This is a genomic window from Exiguobacterium aurantiacum (assembly GCF_001766415.1).
Lineage (GTDB): Bacteria > Bacillota > Bacilli > Exiguobacteriales > Exiguobacteriaceae > Exiguobacterium > Exiguobacterium aurantiacum_A.
Map to the genome: position 1 here is coordinate 167,897 of NZ_MKXO01000002.1, position 26,146 is coordinate 194,042.

Genomic DNA, 26,146 nt, shown 5'->3' on the forward strand with positions numbered 1-26,146 from the left:
GTTCTTGCATATGTACGCTTTCGATTATCCATTAATTGTTAGTATACATGCTATGTCGGACGTAGGGACAAATATGTGAGGATCCATCACTAGCATTCATCAAAAAACGTCACGTCTTCGAAATCGAGAACGTGACGTTGTCATTTATAATCTGGTCAGAAAGACGAAGCACCCCGTCCTGTAGTTGTTATGATAACGCGGTGACGAGTTTTTGAAGCGCCTCTTTGAGCGGTATCACCGGACGACCGAGCACCAATTCAAAGTCATTTGATTCGACTTCGAGTGACCCGTTGCGGATACTGTCTTGAATGCCGACGACGATCGGGATCGCCCCTTCCGGCACACCGGCACCGCGCATGACGTCGGCGTACGCCTCAGCACTAACTTCTTGGAGTTTGACCTCACGGCCGAGTACGTCACTGAGCGCTTCGACGAGTTCTGCTTGCGTATGGAGCGGTCCTGACAATTCGAAGACGTTTTGCTCGAAATCATCTGCCATGAGGACGTTCGCCGCTGCTTCGGCGTAGTCTTGTTGCAGCGCCCAACCGACTTTCCCGTCACGGGCCGCTGTCACCCAAGGAGCACCGGCGAGCGCGCCTTGAATGCCACCGAGTTCGTTCTCTAAGTACCAGTTGTTGCGCAGGAATGCGTGCGGGATCCCGGTTCGTTCGATCGCCTCTTCCGTCTCGACGTGCGGCGGTGCCATGAGATTTTGACTCTCTGTCGCATCGGCGAGGCTCGTATAAGCGATGAACTTGACCCCGGCCCGCTTCGCTGCTTCGACCGCGTTCGCATGTTGACGGATGCGCGTATCGTTGTCCCCGTCCGCCGAGATGATGAGCAACCGCTCGACACCTTGGAACGCTTCGTCGAGCGTCTCCGGTTGATCGAAGTCGCCGTGACGCACGTCGACTCCTTTTGCTTTCAGCGCTCCCGCTTTCTCCGGGTTACGGACACTGACCGCAAGTTCGCTCGCCGGTATCGACTCGAGCAACACCTCGACGATTTTTGAACCGAGTTTCCCGGTCGCACCTGTGACTAAGTATTTCATGATTCGTTTCCTCCTTCTCAACCTGCAATTAAATCAGTTACATGTAATCATAATAGTTACAGCATCTTCATTTGTCAATTATTTGTTCCCTGTTATACTGAAGATGTAACTAATCTGCTTACATGATTGTTCAGAAAGGTGGTGGCTTATGACCATCAGTAGCCGTTTCGCGGTCGGCATTCATATCTTGACGTTGATCGAGTTCAATCAGGACGGCGTCACCTCGTCTGACTTTTTAGCCGGAAGCGTCAATACGAATCCCGCCCTCATCCGTAAAATCATGGCGATGCTAAAAAAAGCCGGATTGATCGAGGTCAAACCCGGCGTAGCTGGTGCGAAGCTCGCTAAAGGCTTGACCGATATCTCGCTGTATGACGTCTATCGCGCCGTCAGCGTCGTCGAGGAGAATGAACTGTTCAGTATCCATGACAACCCGAACCCGGCATGTCCGGTTGGCCAAAATATCCAAGCGACAATCGAACCGATCTTCATCAACGCCCAAACGGCGATGGAATCTGTGTTGAAGCACGTGACACTCGCCGACGTCGTCCAAGACGTGGCAACACAAAGACAGGGAAACCACTGAGGCTTCCCTGTTTTTGTCAGTCTCGCTATCATTGAGATCCCCTTCGTAAAAATAAGTTCTAACGACCTCAAAAGTTTAGATTGTTGCAAATTCGGTTATATTATTTATAAAGATTCGAAACGAGGAGGAATTAGACGTATGTCTGAAAATAAGCAAAACGGTAAGTATGACCACATCATCGATCAAGTCGCGGCCAAGGCGAAAGAAGTCGCCGGGAAAATGAACGATGATAAAACGACCAACCAACGAAGCGGTGAAGGACATTCCGACTCCTTGACGGATAAAGTCAAAGGCGTCTTCAACCAATTTCAAAAACGCAAAAAATAAGACGAAGGGCTTCCTAGCAAAACAGCTAAGAAGCCTTTTTTTATGTGACTGTGCCATTTTCCAGCCCTTCCCATAGCCCCAACAGGTTCGATTTCTCCTCGCTTTGTTTTAATGCGAAATACGAATCCTCTTTACTTTGAGTTCATATGAACTTATAATAATAATATAAAGTTCAAATGAACCTATAAGGAGGAATTATTGTTGACCCTACTCATCGCCTTTTTGGCACTCGTCATCTTCATGCTCGCGCTTGACCTCGGGGTGTTCCACCGCAAGGCACACGAAGTCTCGCTCCGTGAGGCATGGACATGGACGTTCGTTTGAATCGGGATCGCCATTGCGTTTAGTGGTTGGTTGTTCTACTCGCAAGGCAGCACGGTCGCGACCGAATATGCGAGCGTCTACTTCATCTAAAAGGCACTCGCCATCGATAACGTGTTCGTCTTCTCGCTCGTCTTCGCCTATTTCGCGATCCCACTCAAATATCAGCATAAAGTGTTGTTCTGGGGCATCCTCGGTGCGATTCTCTTCCGGGCCGTCTTCATCGTCGCTGGTGTATCGCTTCTCGAGAACTTCGGTTGGGTCTATTACGTGTTCGGCGCTTTCCTCGTCTATACGGGTTGGATGATGTTCAAGAATATCGGCAAAGACGAGTCGCTCGAGGACAACAAGACGATCAATTGGTTAAAGAACCACTTGCCGCTCACGCAAGACATGTCGTCAGGGAAGTTCACGAAGCGCATCAACGGTAAGCTGTTCTTCACACCGCTCTTCATCGCGCTCATCTTCATCGAACTGTCGGATATCGTCTTCGCCGTCGATTCGGTCGCAGCCAGCTTCGCCTACTCACGTGACCCGTATATCATCTTCTACGCGAACATTATGGCGATCCTTGGATTGCGTAGCCTCTACTTCGTCCTCGCCAACTTGATCGATCGCTTCTACTATTTGAAGCATGGGCTCAGCTTCATGCTCGTCTTCATCGGGACGAAGATGATTTTCGGTGACGTCTACAAGATGCCGATCTGGATGTCGCTCGGTGCGATCGTACTCGTCATCTTGATCAGTGTCGTCTATAGTTTTTACAAAACGAAACCAAATTCGCAGAAAAACGTATCATAAAGAAACACATGCTAGCTAGATCTCGTCGTTAGGTGTATCTCGTCTAAAACCCGGGTAAATTATTGGTCTAGCAAACAAAGAAAAGGTGGTTGTAAATGTTTGACCGTATGGGTGATGTGAGTATTGGACTCGTCTTCGGGATCGTGTTGATGTTTTTGTTCAACAGTCTATGGGGACTTGGAGTTGGGGTGATGTTAGGATTGTTCTTCCTCGTCGCACCGCGCTCGTCAAACCGCCGTACCAGAAAATATATACCGCAAATACGCTAAGCCGAGGCGCCCGCCTCGGTTTTTCATATGTATACTGGAGAAAAACACTTACTTAGGAGGCAACATGGATTATTCAGCCATAGAACTAACAGAAGCGAAACGACAAATCGACTCGATTCTCTACAAGCTGAACGTGACGATAAAGACGCTCGAGGCAAAAGATGAGCCTGAGCGCTATAAGTCCCAACTGACACTAGCGAAACGGCGCATTCAGGCTCTCACTGTGGCCGTCGCGCTCATCGAAGATCAGTTATGACAGATATGATTGGGGCGTATGGCTTGCCGACTGCGACTCTTGCTGCTCCGCTTCCCAATCGCCAAGTTGCTGTAAAATCGGGTAAAGTGACCGACCTTGTTCCGACAACGAGTACTCGACCTTCGGCGGAATCTCCGAATATATCTTTCTTGTGATCAACCCGTCCTGCTCGAGCTCCCGCAACTGCCGTGTCATCGTCCGTGGCGTCGCCTGTGGGAACAAGCGACACAACTCGTTGAACCGTTTCGTCCCGAGCGTGCCGAGCCGATGAAGAATCAACATCTTATATTTCCCGGAAATCTTTTGCACGATCGTTTCAACCGGGCACTCCTTCATATGATCCACTCCTTTAGTATCTTTAGAGATAGTATAAGTCATTATTGTGCGTACTTCTAATTGTGTATACGAACGGGTACGCTAAACGTATCTACTAAAATGAAGGAGTGAACGACATGAACATCGCACTGTTTGGAGGGAGCGGACGAACCGGACATGAGTTGATCGGCCAAGCGCTCGAACAAGGACACACTGTTCAGGCTCTAATCAGAACGCCAGAGAAACTCGGCATCACCCACGCCCGGCTCACAGTCATCCGCGGAAATGCCGAAAATCGGGAGGACGTCTTCCGGACCGTCGAAGGAACGGACGCAGTCGTGATGGCACTCGGCCACACGAAGACGTCGAACAAAGATATCCTCGAAAAAGCGACGTCACACGTCGTCGCCGCGATGCACGAGTTCGGTGTGAAGCGGGTCATCAACTTGACCGGCGCGACCGTCAAAGTACCAAAAGACGTCAAACAGAAATTTATGAGCCGTTTTGCCGAAACGCTCATGAAGACGCTCGCGAGCGATCTGCTTCGCGATAGTTATACGCAAAAAGGGATCCTTGAAGCGAGCGGGCTCGATTGGACGGTCGTCCGTTGTCCTCGTCTGTCAGAAGGTCCGAAGACAGAGCAGTATCGGACAGGTTATTTCGCTTTCGACAAGTTAGTGATTGACCGGGCTGACGTCGCCCACTTTATGCTCGATGAAATCGAGACGCGGCAATATGTTCATGACTATCCACTGATTGGAAACTAACAGGTGTGGCCGCTTTATTCAGCCACACCTGTTTTTTTTGCGTTCACTCGTAACGTCTCAATGTTTGTATTTCCAGCTAAAAAACATGCCCCAGCATCGACTCGTCACTTGAATACCTATTCAAACAACCGAGTCCAAACATATACTTTTGAATCACAAACTAGGTGAACTACTCACCACTTATTTGCTTCGCAACTTGAAGTGGGAGCTTCTTGGGAAGACCGTGCTTTGACCAGCCACGGTTGTGGACCAAGCTCGTCGGGCAGTCCCTGCCCTGGAGTGTTTCAGTCCGCGAGGCGCAACAGGTTGAGGCTCGCGTTGACGTCGCGGTCATGGTGTGTGCCGCAAGCGCCGCATGTCCACTCGCGGACGTGCAGGTCCTTCCTGCCGCCGTTCTCGCCGCAGGCCGAACAGACCTGGGTCGAGGCGAACCACGGGTCGGCCTTGATGAACGTCCGTCCATAGAATCTCGCCTTATATTCCAGCTGGCGGACCCGCATCATCTCCCTCGGTTTCAGCGTCTCGACGACGACGACTTGGTTCTCGTCGACGATGCGTCGTGACAGCTTGTGGAGGAAGTCGTGCCGGCGGTTCCGTACCTTTTCATGCTTTTTGGCCAATAGGAGCCGCGCCTTCTCGCGGTTCCGGCTGCCGGGCTTCTTGCGGGAGAGCGAGAAGGCGCCCGTCTCAGCCGTTCCTCGGCCTCGCGCAGGTTGCGCGGGTTCGGAATTGTCTCCGTCACCATTGCGTCGTTCGTCATGACGGCGAAGTGCCCGAGGCCGAGGTCGATCCCGATTTTGTGCTCGGCCGGGACCCAGGGCTCGTCGTCCTGCTCGACGAGGAGCGACACGAAGAACTTGCCCGTCTTCGTCATCGACACGGTCGCCGAGCGGATCTCGCCGTCGAAAATTCGGTGCTGTGTGAAGCGGATGAACCCGACCTTCGGGAGCCGGACGTGGCCCCCTTCGATGCGGATCGTGCCGTGCTGGTTGTTCGTCGTGTAGGAGGCGCGCGATTTCCGTCTCGACTTGAAGACCGGGAAGCCGGCCGTCCCGGCGAAGAACTTCGCGAACGCCGTGTCGAGGTGAAGCTTCGCGTTGGCGAGCGCGAGGCTGTCCGCCTCGGCGAGGAACGGGAACGGCGGCTTGTAGGAGGAACTCGGCCTGTGCCGCCGTCGGGTGGAGCCTGTATTTGTAGCCCTTCAGCATGTCTCCGCCTCCTCTCGGCCGATGGTCGTGATGAACGTCTTCCTCATCCGATACCCGCGGCGGGGGCGGGGAAATCTGACAAAATCACGAACTTATGTTCGCTATATCTGTCACAGGGGTGGTCAAGAGGTTTATGTACGGGCGATTCATCTCCCACCTACGCTGGGCCTCGCCCCAGACGCTTAGAGGTGGGAGAATTCTCGCTTAAATCAGTTAAAATTCCAATATATTTTTTTGAAATATAAATGACATATTTAATTATATTTTTTGATGGTAAAATTCCTAAAGAAGGTTAAGAAAAACATCGTTCCGTCGCCCTGTTAACTGACCGAAAGGATTTACCAAAAAATGAAAAAACAATTAATGACAATTACTCTCGGCGCACTTCTCGTTTCCGGTTTGACGCTTCAAACGTCAACACCGGTAGAGGCAGCCACTTCTTATAAAGTCAAAATCACAACGAACAGCTTGAACGTGCGGACGGGTCCATCGACCGCCTACAAAAAAGTCGGCAGCGCCAAGCTCGGTCAATCGTTCACGTATCTAGGGGCGACCGGCTCATGGACGAAAATCAATTACAACGGCAGCACGAAATATGTAGCGAGTACATATGTCAAAAAATATAGCGGTACGGCGTTACAGGCGGCCACGGCGGCTAAATTCATCATGCCGGCGAAAGGCACGTTGTCGCAAGGGTATGGCCCGGCGAGCGGAAAGTACGGTTACACGTTCCATAACGGCATCGACATCGCGGCCGCCAAAGGGACACCGATCCAAGCTGCCGCTTCCGGTCAAGTCATCGTCGCCCGAAACTATGGCGCCTACGGGAACCACGTCATGATCTCGCATACGATCAACGGCCAAGCGTACACGAGCGTCTATGCCCACATGGATCGGTTGAACGTCGTCAAAGGCCAATCGATCTCGAAAGGCGCGAACATCGGGACGATCGGGAATACCGGCAACTCGTTCGGGAGCCACCTCCACTTCGAGATCCATAAAAACAAGTACGTCTATAGCGGCTCGACAGCCGCCAACAGCGTCAACCCGTATACGTTGTTCTAAAAAATACACCTTCATCCGCTAAAGGATGAAGGTGTATTTTTTTAGTGCCGGAACGTATCTACGTGATCACGTGCGAACTCAGCAAACGAACGCGGCTTCTCCCCGGTCAACCGTTCAAAGTCGTCCGTCACCGCCTTCGCCGTCCCGAGCCGTGTCATGAGGTAGAGCGCCATCGTCACATTCACATACGCTGGATCCAGACCACGTTCCTGAATATAGTGTGAGCGATAGCGCAGCATGCTCGGCTTGGCGTACGTGATGCGCCGCCCGGTCAGAATCGTCAATTGGTTGGCGATGTCGACATAATCGAGCGCCTCGGGTCCGGTGAGCGTATAGGCCGTATTGCGATGTGACTCCGGGTCGGCCAAGACGTACGCGATCGCCTTGCCGATATCCTCGGCGTCGATGAAGCTGACTTGACTGTTACCGGCCGGGATGAAGATCTCGTCGTCTTGACGGATCTCCTCGGCGTGGACGCCGGTCACGTTCTGCATGAAGAAACCTGGCCGGATATGAACGGATGGAACACCTGACTGCTCGATGTGCTTCTCGATCTTATAGTGGGGCGGGAACGGATTCGTCTCGACGCCCATGAGTGAAAGAAAGGCGACGAGTCGAATCGAACGTTCGGCCATCGCCTCAATGAACGGAACGAACACGTCCGCGTCCCCGATCTGTGGCGGACGCATCAAAAAGACGCGATCGACCCCGTCGAGCGCCGCTTCGTACGTGTCCGGGTTTTCAAAATCGAGTTCGACGTGTCGTGCCGCCGTCGGGAAGCGCCGCTGCAGCTCATCCACCCTGCTTCCGGCCGCGACGACAGCTTCCCCTCGATCCTCTAAATACTTCACAACGTATTGTCCGACGTTCCCGGTCGCACCGGTCACTAAAATCGCTTGCTTCATCATATCGCCTCCTCTTCTCATTGTCGTATAGCCTCGTCTGTTTGTGTTTGAACAATTTGTGCCGACCGTCCCGATTTCCTCTCATTTTTAGGTAGGTCCATGGACTATATAGGGAAATACTGCACAATGTCGTATAATAGAGACAGATCAATCGACATCGTAGAGAGGAGGCCGACGCATGGATCGAAACCGATTTTATCGTTCATCCGCAAGGCACGGCCGAACACGTCCAAAACGAGCCATCCCGAACTATTCAACACGACGCTTGCCGCACTCTCCCATCGCTTCGCTCATCGAGGAAGTGCAGGATGCCGTCTGTTATATCGATTTTACCCGCAACCACCTGTATACGAACCAACCGCTCCGTGCTTTCTGTCCGTCGCTGACGACGCGGCGCTTCACCGATTTCGAGACCTTGAGCCGCTTCTTCCATGACGTGTTCGAACGGAACGAGGCCGACCCGGTTGCCGTGACGTCTTTTTGGGAAGAATTGCTCGACAATCGCTTCGGCTGCTGTCCGAGTATGGAACCCCACTACTTCCAGCTCGGCGACCGGACGCTGCAACTCATCTTGAACTTCACCCACACCCCGCGCGGCGTGTTCATCCTCTGGCGCGACGAGACCGAAGCGCGCCGGTTCGAGGAGCAGAAAGACTCATTTTTGGCCGAGCTGTCGCATGAGTTCCGTTCACCGCTCACCGCCATCAGCGGCTACACCGAACTGCTCATGTACCAACATACCGATAACGAGAAGACGCACGGCATGCTGACGCTCGTGAAGCGAGAAGCGGAGCGGCTCGAACGGCTCGTCGATAACTTCCTCGACTATCAACGCGTCAACTACTCCGCGGAATTGCTGACGCTGTCGACGTTCGCACTCAAACCGGTTCTTGAAGGCATTGTCGCCCACTATGAGACGACATCCCCGAATCACCAGGTCGTCTTGTCCACTTGCGACGCGACGATCGAGGCCGACCAGGAGAAGTTGTTGCAGCTGCTTCACAACTTGATCGGCAACGCCATCAAGTATTCACCGAAAGGCGGGACGATCCGGATCACGGGCTCGATGGACGATACGACGCTCGTCTTGTCCGTCCGTGACCCAGGCATCGGTATCCCTCCTGAGTCCATCCCTTACATCTTTGACGAGTACTACCGGGTCGACTCCGACTCCCACCGTCCGATCAAAGGGACCGGGCTCGGCCTGCGCATCTGCAAACGGATCGCCGAGGCGCACGGTTGGGGCATCCACGCCGACTCCGTGTACGGAGAAGGGACGACGTTCTCAATTTACTTATATGACTGATCAACAAAGGGGCCCGGCAATGTATGCCAGGCCCCTTTTTGTTATGCGGCTTTTCGAACCGGTGCGTCGCACTCGAGATTTTGGGCGCGCATCGCTTTGGCGTGCTTGAAGAACAAGAAGAACAATGTCACCGTCCCGACCGTCGCGATGACGTACGGAATGACCCCATCCATCTTGAAGCCGATCGGCGCCGTCAAGATATAGAACCAGACCGCGTACAGCATGAACGTCCCCGGGACGAGCGCGATCCAGTAGTTGCGTCCTTTGATGTACAAGTACGTCGCCCCGACGAACAAGGCGATGACCGCCGTCGTCTGGTTGGCCCAGTTGAAATATTGCCAGAGGAGACGGAAGTCGACTTTCGTCAAGATGAACGAGATGACGAACAACGGGAGTGCGATCCAAAGGCGTGATGCGAACTTCTTCTGCGCGATCTTCATGTAGTCGGCGATGATCATCCGGGCGCTACGGAACGCCGTGTCACCTGACGTGATCGGCAAGACGATGACGCCGAGGATGGCGAGCGTGCCGCCGATGCTGCCGAGCATGAGCGTCGCCACCTCTTGGACGACGAGCGCCGGTGTGCCGGCGTTGATCATCGCGAGCAGTTGACCCGGTTCGAAGATCGCCATCGCGGCCGCTGCCCAGATCATGGCGATGACGGCCTCGACGATCATCATGCCGTAGAAGATGCTGCGACCATTGCTTTCTTTCATCGTCGTCCGCGAGATGATCGGCGACTGCGTCGCGTGGAATCCTGAAAGCGCGCCGCACGAGATTGTGAAGAACAAGAGCGGCCAGATCGGCAAGCCGTCCGGGTGCATGTTCGTGAACGTCATCTCAGGGACCTGATAGCCTTGGGCGAACAGGCTGACGGCGATGCCGACGGCGCTGATCAACAAGAGCGCCCCGAAGAACGGGTAGATGCGCCCGATGATCTTATCGACAGGTAAGAGCGTCGCCAAAATGTAGTAGCCGAAGATGGCGAGGAGCACCCAGGCGAGCGTCGACGCGTTACCGTCGAACAAGTTGTTGATCATGTTGGCCGGTGACGTAACGAACACCGTCCCGACAAGCAGTAGCAACAAGAGCGCGAACCCGTTGACGACGTGGCGGAGCGAGCGGCCGAGGAACTTCTCGGCGAGCTGCGGCAAGTGTGCGCCGTTGTTCCGGAGCGAGATCATCCCGGTCAAGTAGTCGTGTACCGCCCCGGCAAAGATTGACCCGACGACAATCCAAAGGAATGCGACCGGACCGTAGAGTGCTCCCATGATCGGACCGAAGATCGGACCGACGCCGGCGATGTTCAACAGTTGGATCATCGAGTTACGTTTTTTCCCCATCGGTACATAGTCGACACCATCCTGAGACGCATAGGCGGGCGTCGTCCGTTCCTCCTTGATGCCGAACGTCTTCTCGACGTAACGGCCGTAGACGAGGTACCCGACCAATAGTAATCCTAGTGCGATAAAAAATGTAATCATCTTCTCTTCCTCCTATAATATGACCCATGTATGATTTCTTATTGTGAAGTTTATCACAATTAAAATATAACAGGCTTTCCTATGGATGGATAGATGTAATTGCTCACTATTTCACATGAAAATAACAATGTTCATTTTTTAGACAAACGTTGCTGTTGAGCCATTTTTATGAAAACGGTTACTTTTAGAATGAATCATTCCGCTTCCGGGAACAGTCAAAGAGAGACACAGAAAGGATGAATCAAATGAAACGACAACGTGGATATTTAGCACTACCGGTCGCCGTCGCCTTTATTCTCATCTTCGGACTGTTGTTCGACAACTGGTGGCTCGGTATCGGGATCGGCATCGCGATGTTTTTCGCGTTCCAAGGGACGAAGAAGAAAGCGTGAAACTTTTTGAGGCGACACTCGTAGAAACTGGGCAAAGGAGGAGGTCTCCATGTCCAACAAACAGACGACGGGCAGCTATGCCTTTCCGCTTGCACTCGGCGTCGGCGTCACGTTTGCGATTGCTCTCGACAACTATCTTCTCGGGCTTGCCCTCGGGGTCGGTCTGTATTTTGCATTTAGCGATTCACCAAAGAAAACATGACACCGACCGCCTCATTGAGCGAGCTTTGTCATGTTTATCCATGGCTCGTGCGGTAGCAGTTGATCGATCTCATTAAGGAAGGCCGATGTAGATGACATCTAAAAAAACATTACCCAAGTTTCAAATCGCTTTTGCTTTACTGATTTTGGGAGGAGTACTTTTTCTTCTACATGAGGTATATCAGCGAGAAACTTTTTTGAATGAAACGTTACATGACCATTTTTCGATCGAGAAGAACGCCTATGACGTCGAGTTCAGCATTAATCAATTTGGATACTTATATCGTTTGAAATTCGAAGACGAAAAGAGAGTCGAATATGAATTTTTCGTCAAAACCAATCCGGACAATGAGTATGTCGTCACCTATTACGGACATAACTCCAAAGGCGATTCACCTTTGAGAGAAGATGAATTCACCACTTTGAACGCAGGATACTAAATTTATATCTGTTAAGAGAGTTTCAATAAGAAAATGACTGAGGTATATACTTCAGCGATGCGACCTCGATTGAAACCGCTCGACCTCGTCCGTCATGATGGCGTCGACACCAGTCATGTCCGGCAGCTCGCTCGGGTCGTTGATCGTATATAGTCGAATCAAGCGATTCTGTTCCCGAAGCGTCATCCAGTCTCTCGTCCCGATAAACTCCGGTTGAGCATGGACAGCCTCGGCTCCGACTCGCTCCACAAATTCAACCAGCTTCGGATGCCCGTCCACCGTTAAAACGGCGATCCTCGCTTCTCGGGCGATATCTCGTAACCGGATGAGCGTATCCGGATTGAATGACGAGAAGACGACACGTTGCTCAAGCTTGAACTCGGAGACAGCGAGCCATGTGAGATATTCAATCCCGTCATAATCGAATCGGTCCGTCTTCAGTTCGATATTGAGCGTGACATCGGACGGTTCAATTAATGAGAGTACTTCTTCGAGCGTCGGGATTCGTTCCCCGCTCTCAGTGCTTAGCAAGCGGATCTGCCGGAGCGTCATGTCTTTCACGTAGCCGCTCCCGTCTGTCGTCCGGTCGACCGTCTCGTCATGGATTACGACGAGGCGGCCGTCTTTTGAGAGCTGGACATCGAGCTCGATGCCTTCGGCGTAAGGCAGCGCCGCTTGAAACGCCGCCAACGTATTTTCCGGATACTTGGCGCTATAGCCGCGATGGGCATAAATCAACACGTCACTGCCCCAAGGTGGAAGTCGTCTCGTCGGCCGCACGCTTCAACGCGTCCTCGACCGACACGCCTTGGTATAAGCTCTCCATCGCATTGACGACGCTCTGACGCGACTGTGGGAACGTCGAGATGAGCGCGCCTTGTGTCGCCGGGGACGCCTTCGTCTCGCTCAATTGATCGACCGTCACTTTTAGCTGTGGGTACTCGGCCCACATCTCTTCGACAATCGGTTCGTTGTAAGCGTCCGGGTTGATGGCGAAGTACCCCGTCTCGACGTGCCACTTGGCCTGTGCTTCTTTCGAGGCGGCATACTTCATGAACTCCCATGCGCCTTGTTTCGTCTCGTCGGCGATCCCGTCCCCCATCCAGAGCGAGGCGCCACCGATGACGACCCCTTCACGGTCCGCTTCATCTGGTACCGGCAAGTACGAGGCGCCGACTTCAAACGACGCATTGTCTGCGACCGTACGAATTCCAGCCGATGAGTCGAGATACATCGCGACTTTCCCAGACTGGAAAGCAGCGCGCATATCGTCCCAGTTTTGTCCGACGTTCATAAACGTCTTCTCGTCGTACATGTCTTTGATCAAGTTGAAGGCGTTCTGACCTTCTTCGCCGTCGAACACGGCTTTCGTCGGCGCCCCGCTGCGCCCGTTGTCGTTATCGACATATAACCCGCCTTGCGCGGCGACGAGCTGTTCGAAGAACCAGCCGTAGTTGAGCATCGTGAAACCGGTCTGGTCATCGGTCGTGAGCGCCTTCGCCGCTTGCTTCAATTCGTCATACGTTCGCGGTGCCTGCTCCGGATCGAGTCCCGCTTTTTTAAAGGCGTCCTTGTTGTAGATGAGCACCGGTGTCGACGAGTTGAACGGCATCGAGTATTGCTTGCCGTCGACTTGGTAATAGCTCAAGATGTTCTCTTCCCAAACGCTCGTATCGAAGTCTTCTTTGTCGATGAACTCTTGCACCGGCGTGATCTTGTTCGTGTCGATCATATACTTCGTCCCGACCTCGAACGTCTGCATGATGGCCGGCGCTTCCGTCGAACCGGCGACGGCGTTAAATTTGGTGAGTGCCTCTTCATACGTCCCCTGGAACACCGGTTTCACTTCGTAATCCTCCTGCGACTCGTTGAAGGCGTCGACCTGATTGTTTAGCGCCGTCTCTAGGTCCCCGCTCATCGCGTGCCAAAACACGACCTCTGTCTTCCCGTCTTCTGTCGTCGACGCTTCCGTCGCCGCCTCTTCGCTACCGCATGCCCCGAGTAATAACAGCGAACTAGTCAATCCTGCGAATAGTGCTTTCTTCTTCATCGTACATTCCCCCTATTATTTGATCGCACCTTGCGTCAATCCTTCTTGCAACTGTTTTTGTCCAGCGAATAACAGCATCAGCGTCGGGATGATGATCAAGATGACCGCGGCCATGACGACACCCCAGTCCGATGCCACTTCGTTCGACTGCATCTGTTTAATCCCGATCTGTACCGTTCGAGCCTGCTCCGTGTTCGTGACGAGGAGCGGCCATAAGTACATGTTCCACGTCGTCAAAAAACTGTACACCGACAACGTGACGAGCGGCGTCTTCGAGACCGGTAAGACGATATTCCAAAAGAAACGGAAGCGGCTGACCCCGGCGATTTGTGACGCCTCATACATCTCGTGCGGGATTGTCTTGAACTGTTGCCGTAGCAGGAACGTCCCGAACGCAAGCGCGAAGAACGGGACCGACAGCCCCCATACCGAGTTCAACCACCCGAGTGACTGGATCGTCAAGAAGTTCGGCACCATCGTCGCTTCCCACGGCACCATCATCGTCGCGAGGAAGAGCATGAAGATAATCGCTTTCCCCTTGAAGTCGATGAAGACGAACGCGAACGCAGCGAGGCTCGACAAGACGACCTGACCGACCATGACGAAAAGCGCAACGACGAGACTGTTCCATAAGTACGTCAGGAGCGGGATGCGCTCGAACGCGGCGACATAGTTGTCGAACGTCACGTCGCGCGGGATGAGGTTCCCTTTCAGCACTTCACTTCCGTCCATCAAACTGATTGAGAACGCGTAGGCGATCGGGAACAGCATGACGAGCGTACTCAAGACGAGGAGCGTATACGTGACTACTTTCCGAAGCGTCATTGGTAATGCACCTTCCTTTCGACGAGCTTGAACTGGAGCCACGTCAAGAGCAGCACCGTGACGAACAAGAGCACCGCCTGGGCGCTCGCCCCACCGACGTTATAGTTGATGAACGCGTCCTTGTAGATGGCGTAGACGATGACGTTCGTCGAATTCGTCGGACCGCCTTTCGTCAGTAGATCGATCTGTCCGAACGTCTGGAACGCGTTGATGAGCGAAATGATACCGACGAAGAAGAGCGTCGGTGACAGCATCGGAATCGTGATTGACCGAAGCTGCGTCCCGTAACTCGTCCCAGCGATGTCCGCGCTCTCGTACAGCGTCCGGTCGATATTTTGCAGTCCCCCGAGGATGATCAAAAATGTGAAACCGATGTTCATCCAGACGGTCGCGAGCGATACCGACAGGAGTGCATACTGCGGGTCAAGTAGCCACTGTACCCCACTCGCCCCGACCGCTTCTAAGAAACGGTTGAAGATGCCGATCGACGGATTGTACATAAACATCCAAATGACCGATGATGCCGCGACGCTCATCCCCATCGTCGCCGAGAACGCCGTCCGGAAGAAACCGATACCGCGTAGTTTCTCATTAGCGAGCAGCGCTAACCCTAGCGCGATGATGATTGTGAGCGGAACGGTCAACAGAACGAAGCCGACCGTCGCTTGGATGCTTTGCCAAAACGAGGCGCTCGTGAACAGTTTCGCGTAGTGCTCACCCCCGACGAAGCTGAGCGGCGTCCCCTGCGTATCGGTCCGAAAAAAGCTCAAGTAGATCGTCCGGAACAACGGATAGACGAGGAAGATGCCAAACAGCGCAATCGAGGGCGATAAATATAAGATCCCGGCCGCTGCGTCCGAGAGGCGTGCCCGGACTCTCTGTTTCGGCAACGCGACCGTCATTGGAACACCTCCAGCGCCTCGAACAGTTTCGGTTGCCGTGGCTCGATGCGATCGCCGGCCGTATCAAACAGCGACATTTGTTTCGGATCGACGTAACAAGCGATCTTCTCCCCGATCGAGAGCGGCCACTGTCCAGGCCATTTGGCGAGCCATTCGGTCCCGCCCATATCGAACGCAAGAATCGTTTCGGTGCCGAGCACCTCGATGTTCTTCAGTTCGGCATAAAACGTCACCGTCTCCCCGGCCGGTGTGATTTGTTCCGGCCGAATACCGAGCGTTGCCACATCGTGTTTCGTCACCGTATTCGGATGGAACAGACGTCCATCCGAGGCAATCCAGCCTTTCTCGGCCCGTTTCACCTCGGTCAAGTTCATCGGCGGCGAGCCGATGAACGAGGCGACGAACGTATTGGCCGGCTTGTTGTACAAATCGAGCGGCTTGCCGACTTGTTGGACTTCCCCGTCGTTCAATAACATCATTCGGTCGGCCATCGTCATCGCCTCGACTTGGTCGTGTGTGACGTAAATCATCGTCAAGTTCAGCTTGCGTTGCAGCTGGCGGATCTCCGAACGCATTTTGGCCCGGAGCTTGGCGTCAAGGTTCGAGAGCGGCTCGTCCATGAGGCAGATTGGCGCCTCGGTGACGATAGCCCGGGCCAGTGCGACCCGTTGCCGCTGCCCACCCGAGAGCTGGCGCGGCTTGCGCTTCAAATAGTCGGTCAGACCGAGTGTCTCGGCCGCCGCATCGCACCGTTCGCGCTGCTCGAGCTTCGTGAGTCCTTTCGTATGTAGGCCGAATGTGATATTTTTCTCGACCGTCATATGCGGGTAGAGCGCATAGTTTTGGAATACCATCGACAGTTGCCGCTCGCTTGGCTTCAGCTCGTTCGCAGCGACGCCGTCAATCCGGAGTGTCCCGCTCGTGATCGACTCGAGACCGGCGATCATCCGGAGCATCGTGCTCTTGCCGCAACCCGACGGTCCGACGAGCGCGAAAAATTCGCCCGGCTCAATCGTGACGTCGATGCCGCGGATGACCTCGGTGTCCCCGTATGATTTTTTGAGGTCTTGCAGTTGGATCGACTTCATGCCATTTCCTCCTTCGTCGCGTGTGACGCCCATAGCCGCTCGTCCCCTGTCGAGACGGCGAACGCCCCATGTGACAACGCTTGGTGGACTTCGATCGGTTTACGAATCATCCCACCCGTCACGATCGGGAGCGAGACGCTACCGGCGACATGTTCGATTACGCTCGGGATGAGACCGGGCATGAGTTCGAGCGCGTCCGGCTGTTGCTCGTTCGCCATCTTGATGCCTGAGGTGACGGCGTCCGAATCGACGAGGAACAGACGTTGCACCGTCATCAGGCCAGCCCGTTTGGCGTGTTGGATGACGGACGCTTTCGTCGTAACGATGCCGTCAGCGCCGACCCGTTTCGCCAAATAATCGATGCCTTCCCGATCGAGACTAATGCCGTTGATTCGTTCCGCGTGCAGGAACACGGTCCGATTCTCCCGCTTCAAATGCGCGACATACCGGTCGAGTGTGCTGAGCGTGCCCATCATAAGAAACGTCGTCGTGACGTCCGATTGCAGGAATTTCTCGAGCTGTTTTGGCGACTTGATCGATGCGATCATCTTCTCTCGTCCAATCGTGCGAATTGTTGGATTCACTTGAATCATCCTCTCTTAAGAAAAAAGGACCAACAGAAACATGACGTCACGGACGTATGGGCTTCTGTTGGTCTCTCGAATGTTCTACCGAATGCTATTCACTTTGGATTGAGGGGTCTCACAAGTCATATCGTACCGAACGATTGTAAAGTGTCCGTGAAGGACATGCAAAAAAGCGTAAACCTTTCGTGAATGGGATTTACAAACAGTCCATTCAAAACCAACCAGCCTCATTCTCTCCCTCATAAACAGGCTATACTATGAAAGAATGGTAATTGTTTTAAAGGAGGAGTAGAAATGAAGAAACTTCAACTAACCGAACGTGGATGGACACGCCAAAACATATGGGAAGGATGCATCCTCGCCTCGATTGTCCATGCTATTTTCATCGCAAATGACCCTGACTTTGCTTACGAACATTCGTGGGATGGTGACAACTACAGTACCAATGATGGCCAAGGGAGCAGAGGAACAGTTGCGTTCGGGCAAGACTTTTATGTCGCAGGTTTCCGGAACGAGCATTTCGCTTTGAATCCAGTAGACGCAAAGGAATACTTTTTCGAAGCTCCGGACCAGGTACAACAAATAGCTAAGCAAGAAACACTTCAATACTTGTTAGACGAAGTGGATGGAGAGGTTCGTCCAGTCGTCACGACCGTCTTATGGGAAAGTGACCAGCGCGTGTTTTCGAGCCATCCTTATGACATCATGCTTGAGCGAGGGGCGGATCTTTTAGAAGTACAGGCATCGGAGTATGAAGCCGCGCTGCAATATTGGGAAGAGTATTACGAACTCACGGAGGAACAGCTAACACTAGTGGAAAAGCTATATCATTTGAAGTTGAAAGACCCTACTAGACGTATCGTTTTATCGAAAGAGGATATTCAATTGATTAACGCGAATGATGTTGAAGGAATTGAAGAAAGTAGATGTTCTTTTTCTGAAATCGGAATCGAGTGGCCGAATGCATGATGATTGGATGGCAAAAAGTTTGGAGAAAAACGTGAGCCCGGTATTTCTAGGCTCACGTTTCTTGTTTCAAGTCCCGTTTATCTTCATTACACATCTTTTAGATTCTGTTTCGCCTTCGCCAAAATGTCGGCTTTGACGGCGTCATCGCGCCCTTGCCAGTTGCGGACCATCATCTTCATCCGTTGGTTCTTCGCGAACCGCTCCTCGTGCTTGTCGATGAAATTCCAATACAAGGCGTTGAACGGACAGGCGTCATCTTCGGTCGTATGTTTTGGGTTGTACTTGCAGCCCTTGCAATAGTCGCTCATCCGGTCGATGTATTTACCCGAGGCGATGTATGGCTTCGTTGCGAGCTTCCCGCCGTCCGCATGGAGCGCCATCCCGAGCACGTTTGGCAAGACGACCCAGTCGTAGGCGTCGATATACATCTCGTTGAACCAGTCACTCGTCTGTTGCGGTGAAATCTCGAACAACGTCGCGAAGTTGCCGAGCACCATCAATCGTTGGATATGATGATTGTGCGCCTTCTCGATGACGGGTTTCACACTCTGATGGATGCAGTTCATGTCCGTCTCAGCGTCCCAGAAGTAATGCGGCAAGTCACGTTCATGGTTAAACGTGTTGACCGACTCGTAACCGGGCATCGATGTCACGTAGACTGCGCGCATATACTCGCGCCAACCGAGGATTTGACGGACGAATCCTTCGACGGAAGCGAGCGGCGCGTCCGACTCAACCGCCGCCTGAACGACTTCTTCCGGGGTCAAGAGTCCGATGTTGATCGCAGACGATAACAAGCTATGCGACATATCCTGGTCATTCGACAGCATCGCGTCTTGATACGGACCGAACGTCTCGAGCCGCTCCTCGACAAAACGTTTCAGCGCCCGACGTGCCTCGTCACGTGTCACCGGCCAAACGAACGGCGTGATGTCCCCCGGATTGTCCGCAAAGTCGCGTTCGACTTTTTCGATGACGTCTGTCGTGATAGCGTCCGGTCGGAAGTGGATGGCAGGTGGGAACGTGAGGCCGGACTTTGGCGGCTGTCGATTGTCCGCGTCGAACGACCACTTGCCACCGCGCGGTTTCCCATCCTCGAGCAACACATCGAACCGCTTCCGCATCTGGCGGTAAAATCGGTCCATCCGCCACGGTTCGCTGCCGAGCGTGTCGACGGCCTCTTGCTTCGTTAAATAGAAGAGCGGCACGTCCGAATGTTCGACGAGCGGATGTTTTTTCCCGAACTGCTGCACCTTCTTCTCCATCACGGTGTCGGTGACAGCCGTATAGTGGATCTCCTCCGGCTCATACCGTGTAAAGTGGTCGTCCCACGCGTCTTGGAACGAGTCCGCCTCATGATAATCGACGGTGTAACCTTTCTCCCGCAACTCATCGGCGAAGTGACGCATCGCCGAGAAGATGAGGACAAGCTTTTGTTTATGGTATTTCCGCCACATCGCCCGTGACGTCGCTTCAATCATGACGATGACGTCGTCAGTTTTAACGTGTTCGAGCATCTCGAGCTCGTGTGACAACTGATTGCCGAAAATCCAAAAGGAACGCATTTACATCCACCTCTGCTTTATTAACCTTCTGTTAAAACATGATTCTGAATTCTTCATTCCGACATACAAATTGAACGAGTTCTTGATTATCAAGTTGTCTTTGATCCACATCTCGAACCGAATACGAGAATCTTATTTTTCGATGAAGGTGTTTTCCTTCACGATGTTTAGATAAGAAAATTGCCATTTCTTCCTCATTCCAAATATCTCGTTTTTTATTTAAGATGCCACATAACAAACAATCAAATGATTCTAGCTGATACGTTGCGAGAAAAGATGGTTGAGTCTGAATGTGCAACAACGAGAGCACTTTTTCATCAACACTGAGCAGACGGCGCACGTTATACACACCTTTTTCTTCGTCGCTGAATAGACGAACGGCAGGAACTCCATCTTCTAAAAGTACAAAAGCTAACAGATGCAATATTCTTTCGCCTAAGTCTTTCTTCTGTTGTGATACCGCCTGAAAGATTTCGTCTGGTGAAGTGGCTCTCTCAATCTCATGTTGAATTGTTTTATTCGTTTGGTTCAAATGGACATTCAATAGGCGAAACTTGAGAAACGCCTGAGTCGGATGATTCATCGTGGTTGCTAAGATTTCATACATCATCTCAAACGAAAGAACGCGCACTTGAATTTTCTCAGACAGTCTTTCGAACATGGGCTGGTGTAAAGCGCGATATCGTTCCATTGTCATACCTTGATTTCCTGCCGTCTCTGCAAGAATGGTTTCTGGGATATAGAGAACAGCATTGATTGCAACCAACTCGTCGATAAAGAGATTCATGTCTTCAGGGTGCTCTCGCGCGACTTTGGCTAATCGAGTCAAAATCATGGTGTCGAACAGACACGCTTGTTGAACAGAAGTCGGTGGGACATACCTTCTCTCGATAAAAGGATTAATCGAGGTGATTAACGAATCATTCAGTTCACTCATCGGAAGTCACCACTTCTCCTGTTGCAACTCTACAAGACGTTTCATGTGGTCCGCGTAAACTGATTCAAAACTTCCTAAATCCGTTTCTCTGAGCATCGGATTGATTCGTTGTTGTTGGAGCATACGATTAATTTCGTTCAATTTAATCGCGAGCGTAGGATTGAACAGAGAATGGTCGATGTCACTAGGCAGTTGATTTCGGTAGTCATAATCGATAGCATCCAAGCCTTCTGTTTCATTAATCAAACCATCCTGAGTCATTTTTATGACCAATGATTTATAAGGCACTTCAAAAATTGGTATGAGACGGATAATGTTTAAGCGATAATCGTCCTCTGAATAAAGCTCTTTAATTGATTCATATGACTCTTTCAATACGTGGCTGTTAATTAATAGTTCAGCAGCAAACAAATTAGCTTTTCTTTCGTTTTCGTTTAAAACCGAGTCGTCAAAAAACGTTTGTGTGGTACTGTTTTTAATTTCTTCTTGTTCATACATGTAATGATAATACTCGTGAGCCCACATAAAATTTTCATAGACCCTTGGTTGCGACGTATTAATGTGAATATAAAAGTTACCGTTTCGATACGTGACCAACCCTCCATAATGTTGCTCTTCACTTGGAAACAACAACACATATGCATGCTTCATTAACTCATTTTTGATGGCTTCATGGGTCTTTAACCGAAACGACAAACCTTTGTCTTTCGTATTCTCTACTTTGCTGATTACTTCTGGCAACAATCGTTTATTTTGTTTTATGACATCTAACAAGTTCTGCTGATTGATCATAAGATTATGATTGCTCCTTGTCTATTTGATTCAATCGTTCCAATACGTCAATCATCGAGATAAAATCTTCAAGCATTTTCATCGTTTCATCAAGACGATGTTCATCCCCACTTTTGTGATAACTAGCAGCCGCAACATTTATGAGATTAGACTCTAGATTAATCTGTTCGATCGTTTTCGGTGGCATGAACTGTTCATTATAGAAATAAAATGGTTCATTGATTCGAAACAGTTTGTTTATTTTTTGGACGTTTTTATTAACATCACCATTACCTTTTAACAAGTCGTAAAATGTCGATTTCGTCATGCCTGCTCTCTCATATACCCACTTCGGAGATTTTCCCGTTGCTTCAATATAAAGCTTGATATTTCTACCGACTAATTGATTCAATTCATTTTGATTCATATTAATTCCCCCTTTACTACCAATTCCTTTATTACGGTTAAAACAAACTTTTTAACTAAATAAATGAGATTCGATATCTAAATTGACCACTTTACCTATTGTAAGTTTGTTTTAAGCGGAATATCAAGATTCTTTTTAGTTTGAGGTCAATTCTTTTTAGTCTCTCCCCCGACATCCCTGTGATAGTTCGATTGTGCTACACTCGATTCACAAACATTTTCTAATGAGAGGACTGAGTCCATGCTCCTAAAGCGCCTCCAAATATGGATTGACAGTCAATACGAGAACCCGCGCGGCATCGTCGGGAGATATATCGGCGAGAAGATGGTCCGCCAACATCGCGTCGAAGTCGACTGGACGATTGAACAGTTGACGGTTCGCCGAATGACCGCATCCTCGACCTCGGTTGCGGCGCCGGTGACGCCATGGCACGCCTCCTTCGGGCGCACAACCACATCCATGTGACCGGTCTCGACCGTTCCCCGACCATCGTCCGCTCGGCATTGAAACGAAATCGAGCCGACGTGCAAGCAGGCCGGGCCGAAGTCATTGAAGGCGACCTCGGGACACTCCCGTTCCCGGACGCGCAGTTCGATCGTGCCTTCAGCATTCATACGCTCTATTTTTGGGAAGATGTGAATGCCATTCTGGCTGAAGTCGAGCGTGTCCTCAGACCGGGCGGGTCGTTCGTCATCACGTACTGCGATGGAAAAGGCGACGTGACGTGGGACGGCATCACAGCGGTCGTATTAGAACAGTTTATCCCGGCCGCCGTCCGACTCGGTCTGACCGACATCGTCGTGACGCGCGGGCCTGATTCGCGCGACTATCATACGGTCGCTGTCCGCGGACAAAAACAGCAGGGCGTATGACAATGTATACGAAAAATATCTCCCAGGACACATCGTCCTAGGAGATATTTTTTATTTCGCGACGATGACATTGATTCGTTTCGTCACATAGCCTGACCGCGTCATTTCAACAGTCAACGTGTTGCTTTGACGTTGTTTATTTACGTACACTTTGAAGTTGCCTTTCGCATCGACTTTGACGGCTTTCCCGACTTTCGATGCGCCGTTGTACACTTGGACCATGGCGCCAGGATGGCCTTTGCCGGTCACGTAAGTGTGACTCGTCCGAAGCGTATTGACGCTGAACTGTCTGAACACGTATTTAATCGTTTGGGCATGAACAGCTGACAGGTTCCCTGATGCATCTTTCGCCCGAACAGAGACCGTTTTTCCCGGCGTCCAGTTCTTAATAGAATAAGCATATACACCTGAGTTGTTCGCTTTAGTCGAATACGTGCGCCCGTTATACGTGATGAGAACAGTCGCACCTTTTTCGGCTTTCCCCGTGATTTTCGTCGTCACTGCCGAAATCTCGTTAACGGTTGGCTTCGTCGGAGCCGTGTTGTCTTTTGCCTTGATCGTCGTCACGACTTGCTTGCCTATACGAGGCGACATCACAAAACGAAGTTGTTCCCCTTCTGTATAAGCGCGCACCAAATTGAAATCAAATCTTCCGGTTCCATCCGCCGCCGAATAACCGATTCGTGTCGTCCCGCTCCATACTTCGAGCGTCGCATACGGGTCCCCGTTCCCTGTGATTCTGCGAACGCCTTGCTGGAATTTCACGTTCGAGAGCGGTTTCGTGACATATGGTTTTGTAATCACTTTTGTCATCTCATATTTAACCGTTTTATCTGGATTGATGAGTTTGACTGTCACGGTCGCAGGTAATACGATGTCGTTCGGCCAGGTGATCACGTTCCCAATCTGGGTATACTTTTGCGTTTTTCCGTTAATGGTGAATTCATAGTGATTTTGGTTCATATACTCATTTTGCATATAGAACCATGCCTTTTGACCGCCATCTAGACGAATGTCTTGAACCTTCTCTCCATTCGGCGAAATATAGCCATATCCTTTGTTGCCCGCCTTATCCGTAGCCGTGATTTTCACTTGCCCATACTTTTGAGAAACGACTGGATCGGTCGTCTTGATTGTGAACATTCCCGTGCTCGAGACGACGACAGGTTTTTCTTTGTCACTTCGGTACGTGAATGTCACGGTTGATCCGGGTTCTGTTTTTCCGTAGATTAAATGTTCTGCAGCTAGGACGTGTTTTTGGAGAATGACACGTGGCGCTGTCGTATCTTTCACCGTGATTTTATTTCCGCCAGAAGGGTTGCCGGCCAAATCTTCCGCATAAATGATGAGATGCGTGATGCCGTCTGCCTTAAGGCCAGAAACAGGAAAATATCCCGATCTAACAAAGCCAGAACTGTGAATCATGTAGGATTTCGTTGATTTCACTTTTTCTTTACGCACTACCGAACTGTTTTTGTAATACGCGATTTCAAAGTTGCCAACGTACTCATTCGCATCAAACATGATTTCTTTTGCGTCCTCAGAAAGAATATTATAAATTTCTAACGTCGGTCGCACCGTGTCTTTCACTTCATACTTGAACGTCTGCTCCGCCTTACCAGGAACACTGACGAGCACGTTAAACGTGTTCACTTTCTTCAAGTTGACGGCAAACTCAAACTTCCCTTGGGCATCTGCTGTTACTTCTTTGACAACACCGCTCGTGAACTTGAGTGATGCGTTCGGTTCCGTCGTCCCTTTCAACAACGTCGTATCGTTCGTTAAGTCAAGGATGAGCGGCTTTTGAATCGCATTGAACGTGCCTGTTACCCACTCCGACACGCGCCCGTCGTAAAGAACAGTCCGAATCATGAACTTGTCGTTCACACCAAGTGAAAGTACAGGATTATTCGGGAAAACCTTTTGCGTAAAAGAACGTCCATCTGCTTTATCAATTTTCGCTTCAAACCACAAAAATTGATACGGGTAATGGAACGGCGGAATCGTGATGGCGACTTGGTTACTCTCCATCTTCAGGATAGGTGTCGGCGGTACACGGTTGTCGTCGGCACGGAACACTCCTTTTGGCGTCCTGAGTCCTTCCTCGTCGACATACGATACCATATAGTCGACTTCATATTGTTTTGGTAAGTTGAATACGATGTTTCCTTGTGCGTCACTCTTCGCTTGTATATGAATTTGATAGTTATCATAGCTAGTATTTTTGCGGTCCCAATACCATACGTTAAACGTTTGATTTGGCGTCGCTTTTCCAATCAATTGAGCATCCTCTAACTCGAAAGACACTTTTTCAAATTTCATTGTCGCGTCATTTCGCTTCACTTTAACTTGTTTCGTAAATAAAATCTGTCCATCTTTTTGAATGGTGAGGACTCGATCTACTTGCTCATTCAGCTCGTATTCACAATAAAAAGAGCCGTTATCTTTACTCGTTTCACATCGTTCTCCGTCAAGTAGGATGTCTGCGTTCGGATACGTCACACCACTAAACTTTGTGAGCGACTCTTCACTAATGAGTAGGGGTTGCGTGGCGGTCGGTACGAATGCTGGAATCGTGAATTCTTTCACTGCTCCCTCTGCTTTGTTCACAAAGTGCATCGCTTCTACGCTGTATGTCTGTTGCTCATACGCTCGTTGCTCCCAACCTGTGAACGGAAAATCGAACTTTCCACTCGCATCTGCTTGACCCGTCCTTACAAGATCGCCTAATCGGATAAAAATTGTGACGTAAGGCAATGTGGTACCTGAAACACGTAATGTTTCATGCGGCGGTTCGTCTAATTGCATCACATCAGGGTTCGCTGGAGCCGCTTCATAAGATTTGATTGGAGTCGAAGCTTTCTCTGGGCTGCTGACGTACACACTCACAGTCTCCGCTTTGTTTTTAGGGATGTATAACTCCCCGATCCCTTCTTTTGCTCGTCCTTCATACGTTGCATGGATTGTATGATCGGGATGTGTGACGAACACAAACTCGTTGTCGATGATCCCTACAAATGTCGCATCTTGAGGTTTCACTAACATCTCTGGGGATTTTGGTTCTGGACGTATCGTCACATCAATCAATTGGTCGAACCCATATTGATCTCGCTGATACACCGCAATTTGACCGACTGGCACATCATCAAACGTGTATGTATATTTTTTCGTGGCGTCACTCGTCGTTGTCACAACTTGGTGATTCGCAACGATCGTAACGTGTTGGTTCGGCTGATCCGTCGTTCCTTCCACTACTCGTGCATCGGTTATTGTCTGATTTAACGTCGCGGCTGAAGTTAATGGCATCGGAATCATCGCCCCGACTAACATCATTAATATGAATAATATGAAACTCTTCTTTATACGTGCAACCATCTTCCTTGTCTCCTTTTGGTAATATCTGATTAAACAATAAAAAATATAGCACGATTTTCAATAAACTAGTCGCCGTTTTCAAAA

Annotated in this window: 30 protein-coding genes and 1 pseudogene; 14 read left to right on the forward strand and 17 right to left on the reverse strand. The window is 50.9% G+C overall.

Going from position 1 to position 26,146, the window contains the following annotated elements:
- Positions 1-187 precede the first annotated feature (187 nt).
- Positions 188-1,051: an SDR family oxidoreductase gene (locus BJU60_RS06755; RefSeq protein WP_070328135.1), complete on the reverse strand. Its 864-nt coding sequence runs from the start codon at positions 1,049-1,051 to the stop codon at positions 188-190.
- Between the two features lie 148 nt (positions 1,052-1,199).
- Between BJU60_RS06755 and BJU60_RS06760 the strand changes: the two genes are divergently transcribed.
- The 5 genes from BJU60_RS06760 to BJU60_RS06775 all read left to right on the forward strand — a co-directional run bounded on the left by BJU60_RS06760 (position 1,200) and on the right by BJU60_RS06775 (position 3,611).
- Positions 1,200-1,637: an Rrf2 family transcriptional regulator gene (locus BJU60_RS06760; RefSeq protein WP_070328136.1), complete on the forward strand. Its 438-nt coding sequence runs from the start codon at positions 1,200-1,202 to the stop codon at positions 1,635-1,637.
- Positions 1,638-1,775: 138 nt separating this feature from the next.
- A complete protein-coding gene (locus BJU60_RS06765; protein ID WP_070328137.1) occupies positions 1,776-1,964 on the forward strand; it encodes a hypothetical protein in 189 nt (62 codons plus the stop codon).
- Positions 1,965-2,165: 201 nt separating this feature from the next.
- Entirely contained in the window at positions 2,166-2,288 is a 123-nt protein-coding gene (locus BJU60_RS15435; RefSeq protein ID WP_255569849.1) for a hypothetical protein, read from the forward strand.
- A 102-nt stretch (positions 2,289-2,390) separates the two neighbouring features.
- Positions 2,391-3,086: a TerC/Alx family metal homeostasis membrane protein gene (locus BJU60_RS06770; RefSeq protein WP_255569856.1), complete on the forward strand. Its 696-nt coding sequence runs from the start codon at positions 2,391-2,393 to the stop codon at positions 3,084-3,086.
- Between the two features lie 333 nt (positions 3,087-3,419).
- Positions 3,420-3,611, forward strand: a complete 192-nt coding sequence (locus BJU60_RS06775) for a hypothetical protein (RefSeq protein ID WP_070328138.1) — start codon at positions 3,420-3,422, stop codon at positions 3,609-3,611.
- Here the strand turns inward: BJU60_RS06775 and BJU60_RS06780 are convergent.
- Complete coding sequence (locus tag BJU60_RS06780; RefSeq protein ID WP_070328139.1) at positions 3,606-3,947, reverse strand: winged helix-turn-helix transcriptional regulator; 342 nt, start codon at positions 3,945-3,947, stop codon at positions 3,606-3,608. The genes BJU60_RS06775 and BJU60_RS06780 overlap by 6 nt on opposite strands.
- A 116-nt stretch (positions 3,948-4,063) precedes the next feature.
- On the opposite strand from BJU60_RS06780, the gene BJU60_RS06785 reads away from it, so the two are divergent.
- Complete coding sequence (locus tag BJU60_RS06785) at positions 4,064-4,693, forward strand: NAD(P)-dependent oxidoreductase (RefSeq protein WP_070328140.1); 630 nt, start codon at positions 4,064-4,066, stop codon at positions 4,691-4,693.
- Positions 4,694-4,977: 284 nt separating this feature from the next.
- Here BJU60_RS06785 and BJU60_RS15490 read toward each other — a convergent pair whose 3' ends face one another.
- Entirely contained in the window at positions 4,978-5,313 is a 336-nt protein-coding gene (locus BJU60_RS15490; RefSeq protein ID WP_438802340.1) for an RNA-guided endonuclease TnpB family protein, read from the reverse strand.
- A pseudogene (locus tag BJU60_RS15495) lies at positions 5,208-5,789 on the reverse strand (RNA-guided endonuclease InsQ/TnpB family protein); the annotation flags it as partial. The pseudogene BJU60_RS15495 and the gene BJU60_RS15490, both read right to left, overlap by 106 nt.
- 460 nt (positions 5,790-6,249) lie before the next feature.
- On the opposite strand from BJU60_RS15495, the gene BJU60_RS06795 reads away from it, so the two are divergent.
- Positions 6,250-6,966, forward strand: a complete 717-nt coding sequence (locus BJU60_RS06795; protein WP_070328141.1) for a peptidoglycan DD-metalloendopeptidase family protein — start codon at positions 6,250-6,252, stop codon at positions 6,964-6,966.
- A gap of 41 nt (positions 6,967-7,007) precedes the next feature.
- On the opposite strand, the gene BJU60_RS06800 is transcribed toward BJU60_RS06795, so the two are convergent.
- Positions 7,008-7,871: an SDR family oxidoreductase gene (locus BJU60_RS06800; protein WP_254281665.1), complete on the reverse strand. Its 864-nt coding sequence runs from the start codon at positions 7,869-7,871 to the stop codon at positions 7,008-7,010.
- Between the two features lie 178 nt (positions 7,872-8,049).
- Between BJU60_RS06800 and BJU60_RS06805 the strand changes: the two genes are divergently transcribed.
- Entirely contained in the window at positions 8,050-9,177 is a 1,128-nt protein-coding gene (locus tag BJU60_RS06805; protein WP_254281666.1) for a sensor histidine kinase, read from the forward strand.
- Between the two features lie 41 nt (positions 9,178-9,218).
- On the opposite strand, the gene BJU60_RS06810 is transcribed toward BJU60_RS06805, so the two are convergent.
- Positions 9,219-10,661 carry a carbon starvation CstA family protein gene (locus BJU60_RS06810; protein ID WP_070328143.1) on the reverse strand — a complete coding sequence of 481 codons (1,443 nt, stop codon included), beginning with the start codon at positions 10,659-10,661 and terminating at the stop codon, positions 9,219-9,221.
- Positions 10,662-10,906: 245 nt separating this feature from the next.
- Between BJU60_RS06810 and BJU60_RS15230 the strand changes: the two genes are divergently transcribed.
- From BJU60_RS15230 to BJU60_RS06815, 3 genes are all read left to right on the forward strand, one after another.
- Complete coding sequence (locus BJU60_RS15230; protein ID WP_167615672.1) at positions 10,907-11,053, forward strand: hypothetical protein; 147 nt, start codon at positions 10,907-10,909, stop codon at positions 11,051-11,053.
- A gap of 49 nt (positions 11,054-11,102) precedes the next feature.
- Entirely contained in the window at positions 11,103-11,255 is a 153-nt protein-coding gene (locus tag BJU60_RS15235; RefSeq protein WP_161567338.1) for a hypothetical protein, read from the forward strand.
- 91 nt (positions 11,256-11,346) lie between these two features.
- A complete protein-coding gene (locus BJU60_RS06815) occupies positions 11,347-11,694 on the forward strand; it encodes a hypothetical protein (protein WP_070328144.1) in 348 nt (115 codons plus the stop codon).
- Positions 11,695-11,745: 51 nt separating this feature from the next.
- Here BJU60_RS06815 and BJU60_RS06820 read toward each other — a convergent pair whose 3' ends face one another.
- The 6 genes from BJU60_RS06820 to BJU60_RS06845 are packed head-to-tail and all read right to left on the reverse strand — an operon-like array spanning position 11,746 to position 17,152.
- A complete protein-coding gene (locus BJU60_RS06820; protein ID WP_083274047.1) occupies positions 11,746-12,474 on the reverse strand; it encodes a glycerophosphodiester phosphodiesterase in 729 nt (242 codons plus the stop codon).
- On the reverse strand, positions 12,437-13,744 hold the full coding sequence (locus tag BJU60_RS06825; protein WP_070328146.1) for an ABC transporter substrate-binding protein: 1,308 nt from the start codon (positions 13,742-13,744) through the stop codon (positions 12,437-12,439). The genes BJU60_RS06820 and BJU60_RS06825 overlap by 38 nt, the downstream gene beginning before the upstream one ends.
- Before the next feature lie 15 nt (positions 13,745-13,759).
- The gene (locus tag BJU60_RS06830; RefSeq protein ID WP_070328147.1) at positions 13,760-14,569 is read right to left on the reverse strand and encodes a carbohydrate ABC transporter permease; all 810 of its coding nucleotides are present in this window, start codon (positions 14,567-14,569) and stop codon (positions 13,760-13,762) included.
- Complete coding sequence (locus BJU60_RS06835) at positions 14,566-15,471, reverse strand: carbohydrate ABC transporter permease (protein WP_070328148.1); 906 nt, start codon at positions 15,469-15,471, stop codon at positions 14,566-14,568. Before BJU60_RS06835 ends, BJU60_RS06830 begins: the two co-directional genes overlap by 4 nt.
- Entirely contained in the window at positions 15,468-16,559 is a 1,092-nt protein-coding gene (locus tag BJU60_RS06840) for an ABC transporter ATP-binding protein (RefSeq protein ID WP_070328149.1), read from the reverse strand. The genes BJU60_RS06835 and BJU60_RS06840 overlap by 4 nt, the downstream gene beginning before the upstream one ends.
- The gene (locus BJU60_RS06845) at positions 16,556-17,152 is read right to left on the reverse strand and encodes a glycerol-3-phosphate responsive antiterminator (protein WP_070328150.1); all 597 of its coding nucleotides are present in this window, start codon (positions 17,150-17,152) and stop codon (positions 16,556-16,558) included. The genes BJU60_RS06840 and BJU60_RS06845 overlap by 4 nt, the downstream gene beginning before the upstream one ends.
- Positions 17,153-17,440: 288 nt before the next feature.
- Between BJU60_RS06845 and BJU60_RS06850 the strand changes: the two genes are divergently transcribed.
- Entirely contained in the window at positions 17,441-18,115 is a 675-nt protein-coding gene (locus BJU60_RS06850; RefSeq protein WP_070328151.1) for a hypothetical protein, read from the forward strand.
- A gap of 86 nt (positions 18,116-18,201) precedes the next feature.
- On the opposite strand, the gene BJU60_RS06855 is transcribed toward BJU60_RS06850, so the two are convergent.
- The 4 genes from BJU60_RS06855 to BJU60_RS06870 are packed head-to-tail and all read right to left on the reverse strand — an operon-like array spanning position 18,202 to position 21,815.
- Positions 18,202-19,680 (reverse strand): cryptochrome/photolyase family protein, encoded by a 1,479-nt coding sequence (locus BJU60_RS06855; RefSeq protein ID WP_070328152.1) that lies wholly within the window; start codon positions 19,678-19,680, stop codon positions 18,202-18,204.
- A gap of 31 nt (positions 19,681-19,711) precedes the next feature.
- Positions 19,712-20,617 (reverse strand): hypothetical protein, encoded by a 906-nt coding sequence (locus tag BJU60_RS06860; RefSeq protein WP_070328153.1) that lies wholly within the window; start codon positions 20,615-20,617, stop codon positions 19,712-19,714.
- Between the two features lie 6 nt (positions 20,618-20,623).
- Entirely contained in the window at positions 20,624-21,409 is a 786-nt protein-coding gene (locus BJU60_RS06865; protein WP_070328154.1) for an ImmA/IrrE family metallo-endopeptidase, read from the reverse strand.
- Between the two features lie 4 nt (positions 21,410-21,413).
- The gene (locus BJU60_RS06870; RefSeq protein ID WP_070328155.1) at positions 21,414-21,815 is read right to left on the reverse strand and encodes a hypothetical protein; all 402 of its coding nucleotides are present in this window, start codon (positions 21,813-21,815) and stop codon (positions 21,414-21,416) included.
- 240 nt (positions 21,816-22,055) lie between these two features.
- On the opposite strand from BJU60_RS06870, the gene BJU60_RS15365 reads away from it, so the two are divergent.
- Both BJU60_RS15365 and BJU60_RS06875 read left to right on the forward strand, forming a co-directional pair.
- Complete coding sequence (locus tag BJU60_RS15365) at positions 22,056-22,280, forward strand: hypothetical protein (protein ID WP_254281667.1); 225 nt, start codon at positions 22,056-22,058, stop codon at positions 22,278-22,280.
- Positions 22,241-22,687 (forward strand): class I SAM-dependent methyltransferase, encoded by a 447-nt coding sequence (locus tag BJU60_RS06875; RefSeq protein ID WP_070328156.1) that lies wholly within the window; start codon positions 22,241-22,243, stop codon positions 22,685-22,687. Before BJU60_RS15365 ends, BJU60_RS06875 begins: the two co-directional genes overlap by 40 nt.
- A gap of 51 nt (positions 22,688-22,738) precedes the next feature.
- Here the strand turns inward: BJU60_RS06875 and BJU60_RS06880 are convergent, their stop codons facing one another.
- Positions 22,739-26,020, reverse strand: a complete 3,282-nt coding sequence (locus tag BJU60_RS06880; protein ID WP_217265638.1) for an Ig-like domain-containing protein — start codon at positions 26,018-26,020, stop codon at positions 22,739-22,741.
- Positions 26,021-26,146 lie beyond the last annotated feature (126 nt).

Coding starts and splice junctions, on each gene's coding strand:
- BJU60_RS06795 (WP_070328141.1), top strand. CDS start 6,250: ATGAAAAAACAATTAATGACAATTACTCTCGGCGCACTTCTCGTTTCC.
- BJU60_RS06775 (WP_070328138.1), top strand. CDS start 3,420: ATGGATTATTCAGCCATAGAACTAACAGAAGCGAAACGACAAATCGAC.
- BJU60_RS06880 (WP_217265638.1), bottom strand. CDS start 26,020: ATGATGTTAGTCGGGGCGATGATTCCGATGCCATTAACTTCAGCCGCG.
- BJU60_RS06780 (WP_070328139.1), bottom strand. CDS start 3,947: ATGAAGGAGTGCCCGGTTGAAACGATCGTGCAAAAGATTTCCGGGAAA.
- BJU60_RS06850 (WP_070328151.1), top strand. CDS start 17,441: ATGAAGAAACTTCAACTAACCGAACGTGGATGGACACGCCAAAACATA.
- BJU60_RS06755 (WP_070328135.1), bottom strand. CDS start 1,051: ATGAAATACTTAGTCACAGGTGCGACCGGGAAACTCGGTTCAAAAATC.
- BJU60_RS06835 (WP_070328148.1), bottom strand. CDS start 15,471: ATGACGGTCGCGTTGCCGAAACAGAGAGTCCGGGCACGCCTCTCGGAC.
- BJU60_RS06800 (WP_254281665.1), bottom strand. CDS start 7,871: ATGAAGCAAGCGATTTTAGTGACCGGTGCGACCGGGAACGTCGGACAA.
- BJU60_RS06845 (WP_070328150.1), bottom strand. CDS start 17,152: ATGATTCAAGTGAATCCAACAATTCGCACGATTGGACGAGAGAAGATG.
- BJU60_RS06810 (WP_070328143.1), bottom strand. CDS start 10,661: ATGATTACATTTTTTATCGCACTAGGATTACTATTGGTCGGGTACCTC.
- BJU60_RS06760 (WP_070328136.1), top strand. CDS start 1,200: ATGACCATCAGTAGCCGTTTCGCGGTCGGCATTCATATCTTGACGTTG.
- BJU60_RS15235 (WP_161567338.1), top strand. CDS start 11,103: ATGTCCAACAAACAGACGACGGGCAGCTATGCCTTTCCGCTTGCACTC.
- BJU60_RS06830 (WP_070328147.1), bottom strand. CDS start 14,569: ATGACGCTTCGGAAAGTAGTCACGTATACGCTCCTCGTCTTGAGTACG.
- BJU60_RS06765 (WP_070328137.1), top strand. CDS start 1,776: ATGTCTGAAAATAAGCAAAACGGTAAGTATGACCACATCATCGATCAA.
- BJU60_RS15230 (WP_167615672.1), top strand. CDS start 10,907: ATGAAACGACAACGTGGATATTTAGCACTACCGGTCGCCGTCGCCTTT.
- BJU60_RS06840 (WP_070328149.1), bottom strand. CDS start 16,559: ATGAAGTCGATCCAACTGCAAGACCTCAAAAAATCATACGGGGACACC.
- BJU60_RS06805 (WP_254281666.1), top strand. CDS start 8,050: ATGGATCGAAACCGATTTTATCGTTCATCCGCAAGGCACGGCCGAACA.
- BJU60_RS06870 (WP_070328155.1), bottom strand. CDS start 21,815: ATGAATCAAAATGAATTGAATCAATTAGTCGGTAGAAATATCAAGCTT.
- BJU60_RS06860 (WP_070328153.1), bottom strand. CDS start 20,617: ATGAGTGAACTGAATGATTCGTTAATCACCTCGATTAATCCTTTTATC.
- BJU60_RS06825 (WP_070328146.1), bottom strand. CDS start 13,744: ATGAAGAAGAAAGCACTATTCGCAGGATTGACTAGTTCGCTGTTATTA.
- BJU60_RS06815 (WP_070328144.1), top strand. CDS start 11,347: ATGACATCTAAAAAAACATTACCCAAGTTTCAAATCGCTTTTGCTTTA.
- BJU60_RS15365 (WP_254281667.1), top strand. CDS start 22,056: ATGCTCCTAAAGCGCCTCCAAATATGGATTGACAGTCAATACGAGAAC.
- BJU60_RS06865 (WP_070328154.1), bottom strand. CDS start 21,409: ATGATCAATCAGCAGAACTTGTTAGATGTCATAAAACAAAATAAACGA.
- BJU60_RS06785 (WP_070328140.1), top strand. CDS start 4,064: ATGAACATCGCACTGTTTGGAGGGAGCGGACGAACCGGACATGAGTTG.
- BJU60_RS06875 (WP_070328156.1), top strand. CDS start 22,241: ATGGCACGCCTCCTTCGGGCGCACAACCACATCCATGTGACCGGTCTC.
- BJU60_RS06855 (WP_070328152.1), bottom strand. CDS start 19,680: ATGCGTTCCTTTTGGATTTTCGGCAATCAGTTGTCACACGAGCTCGAG.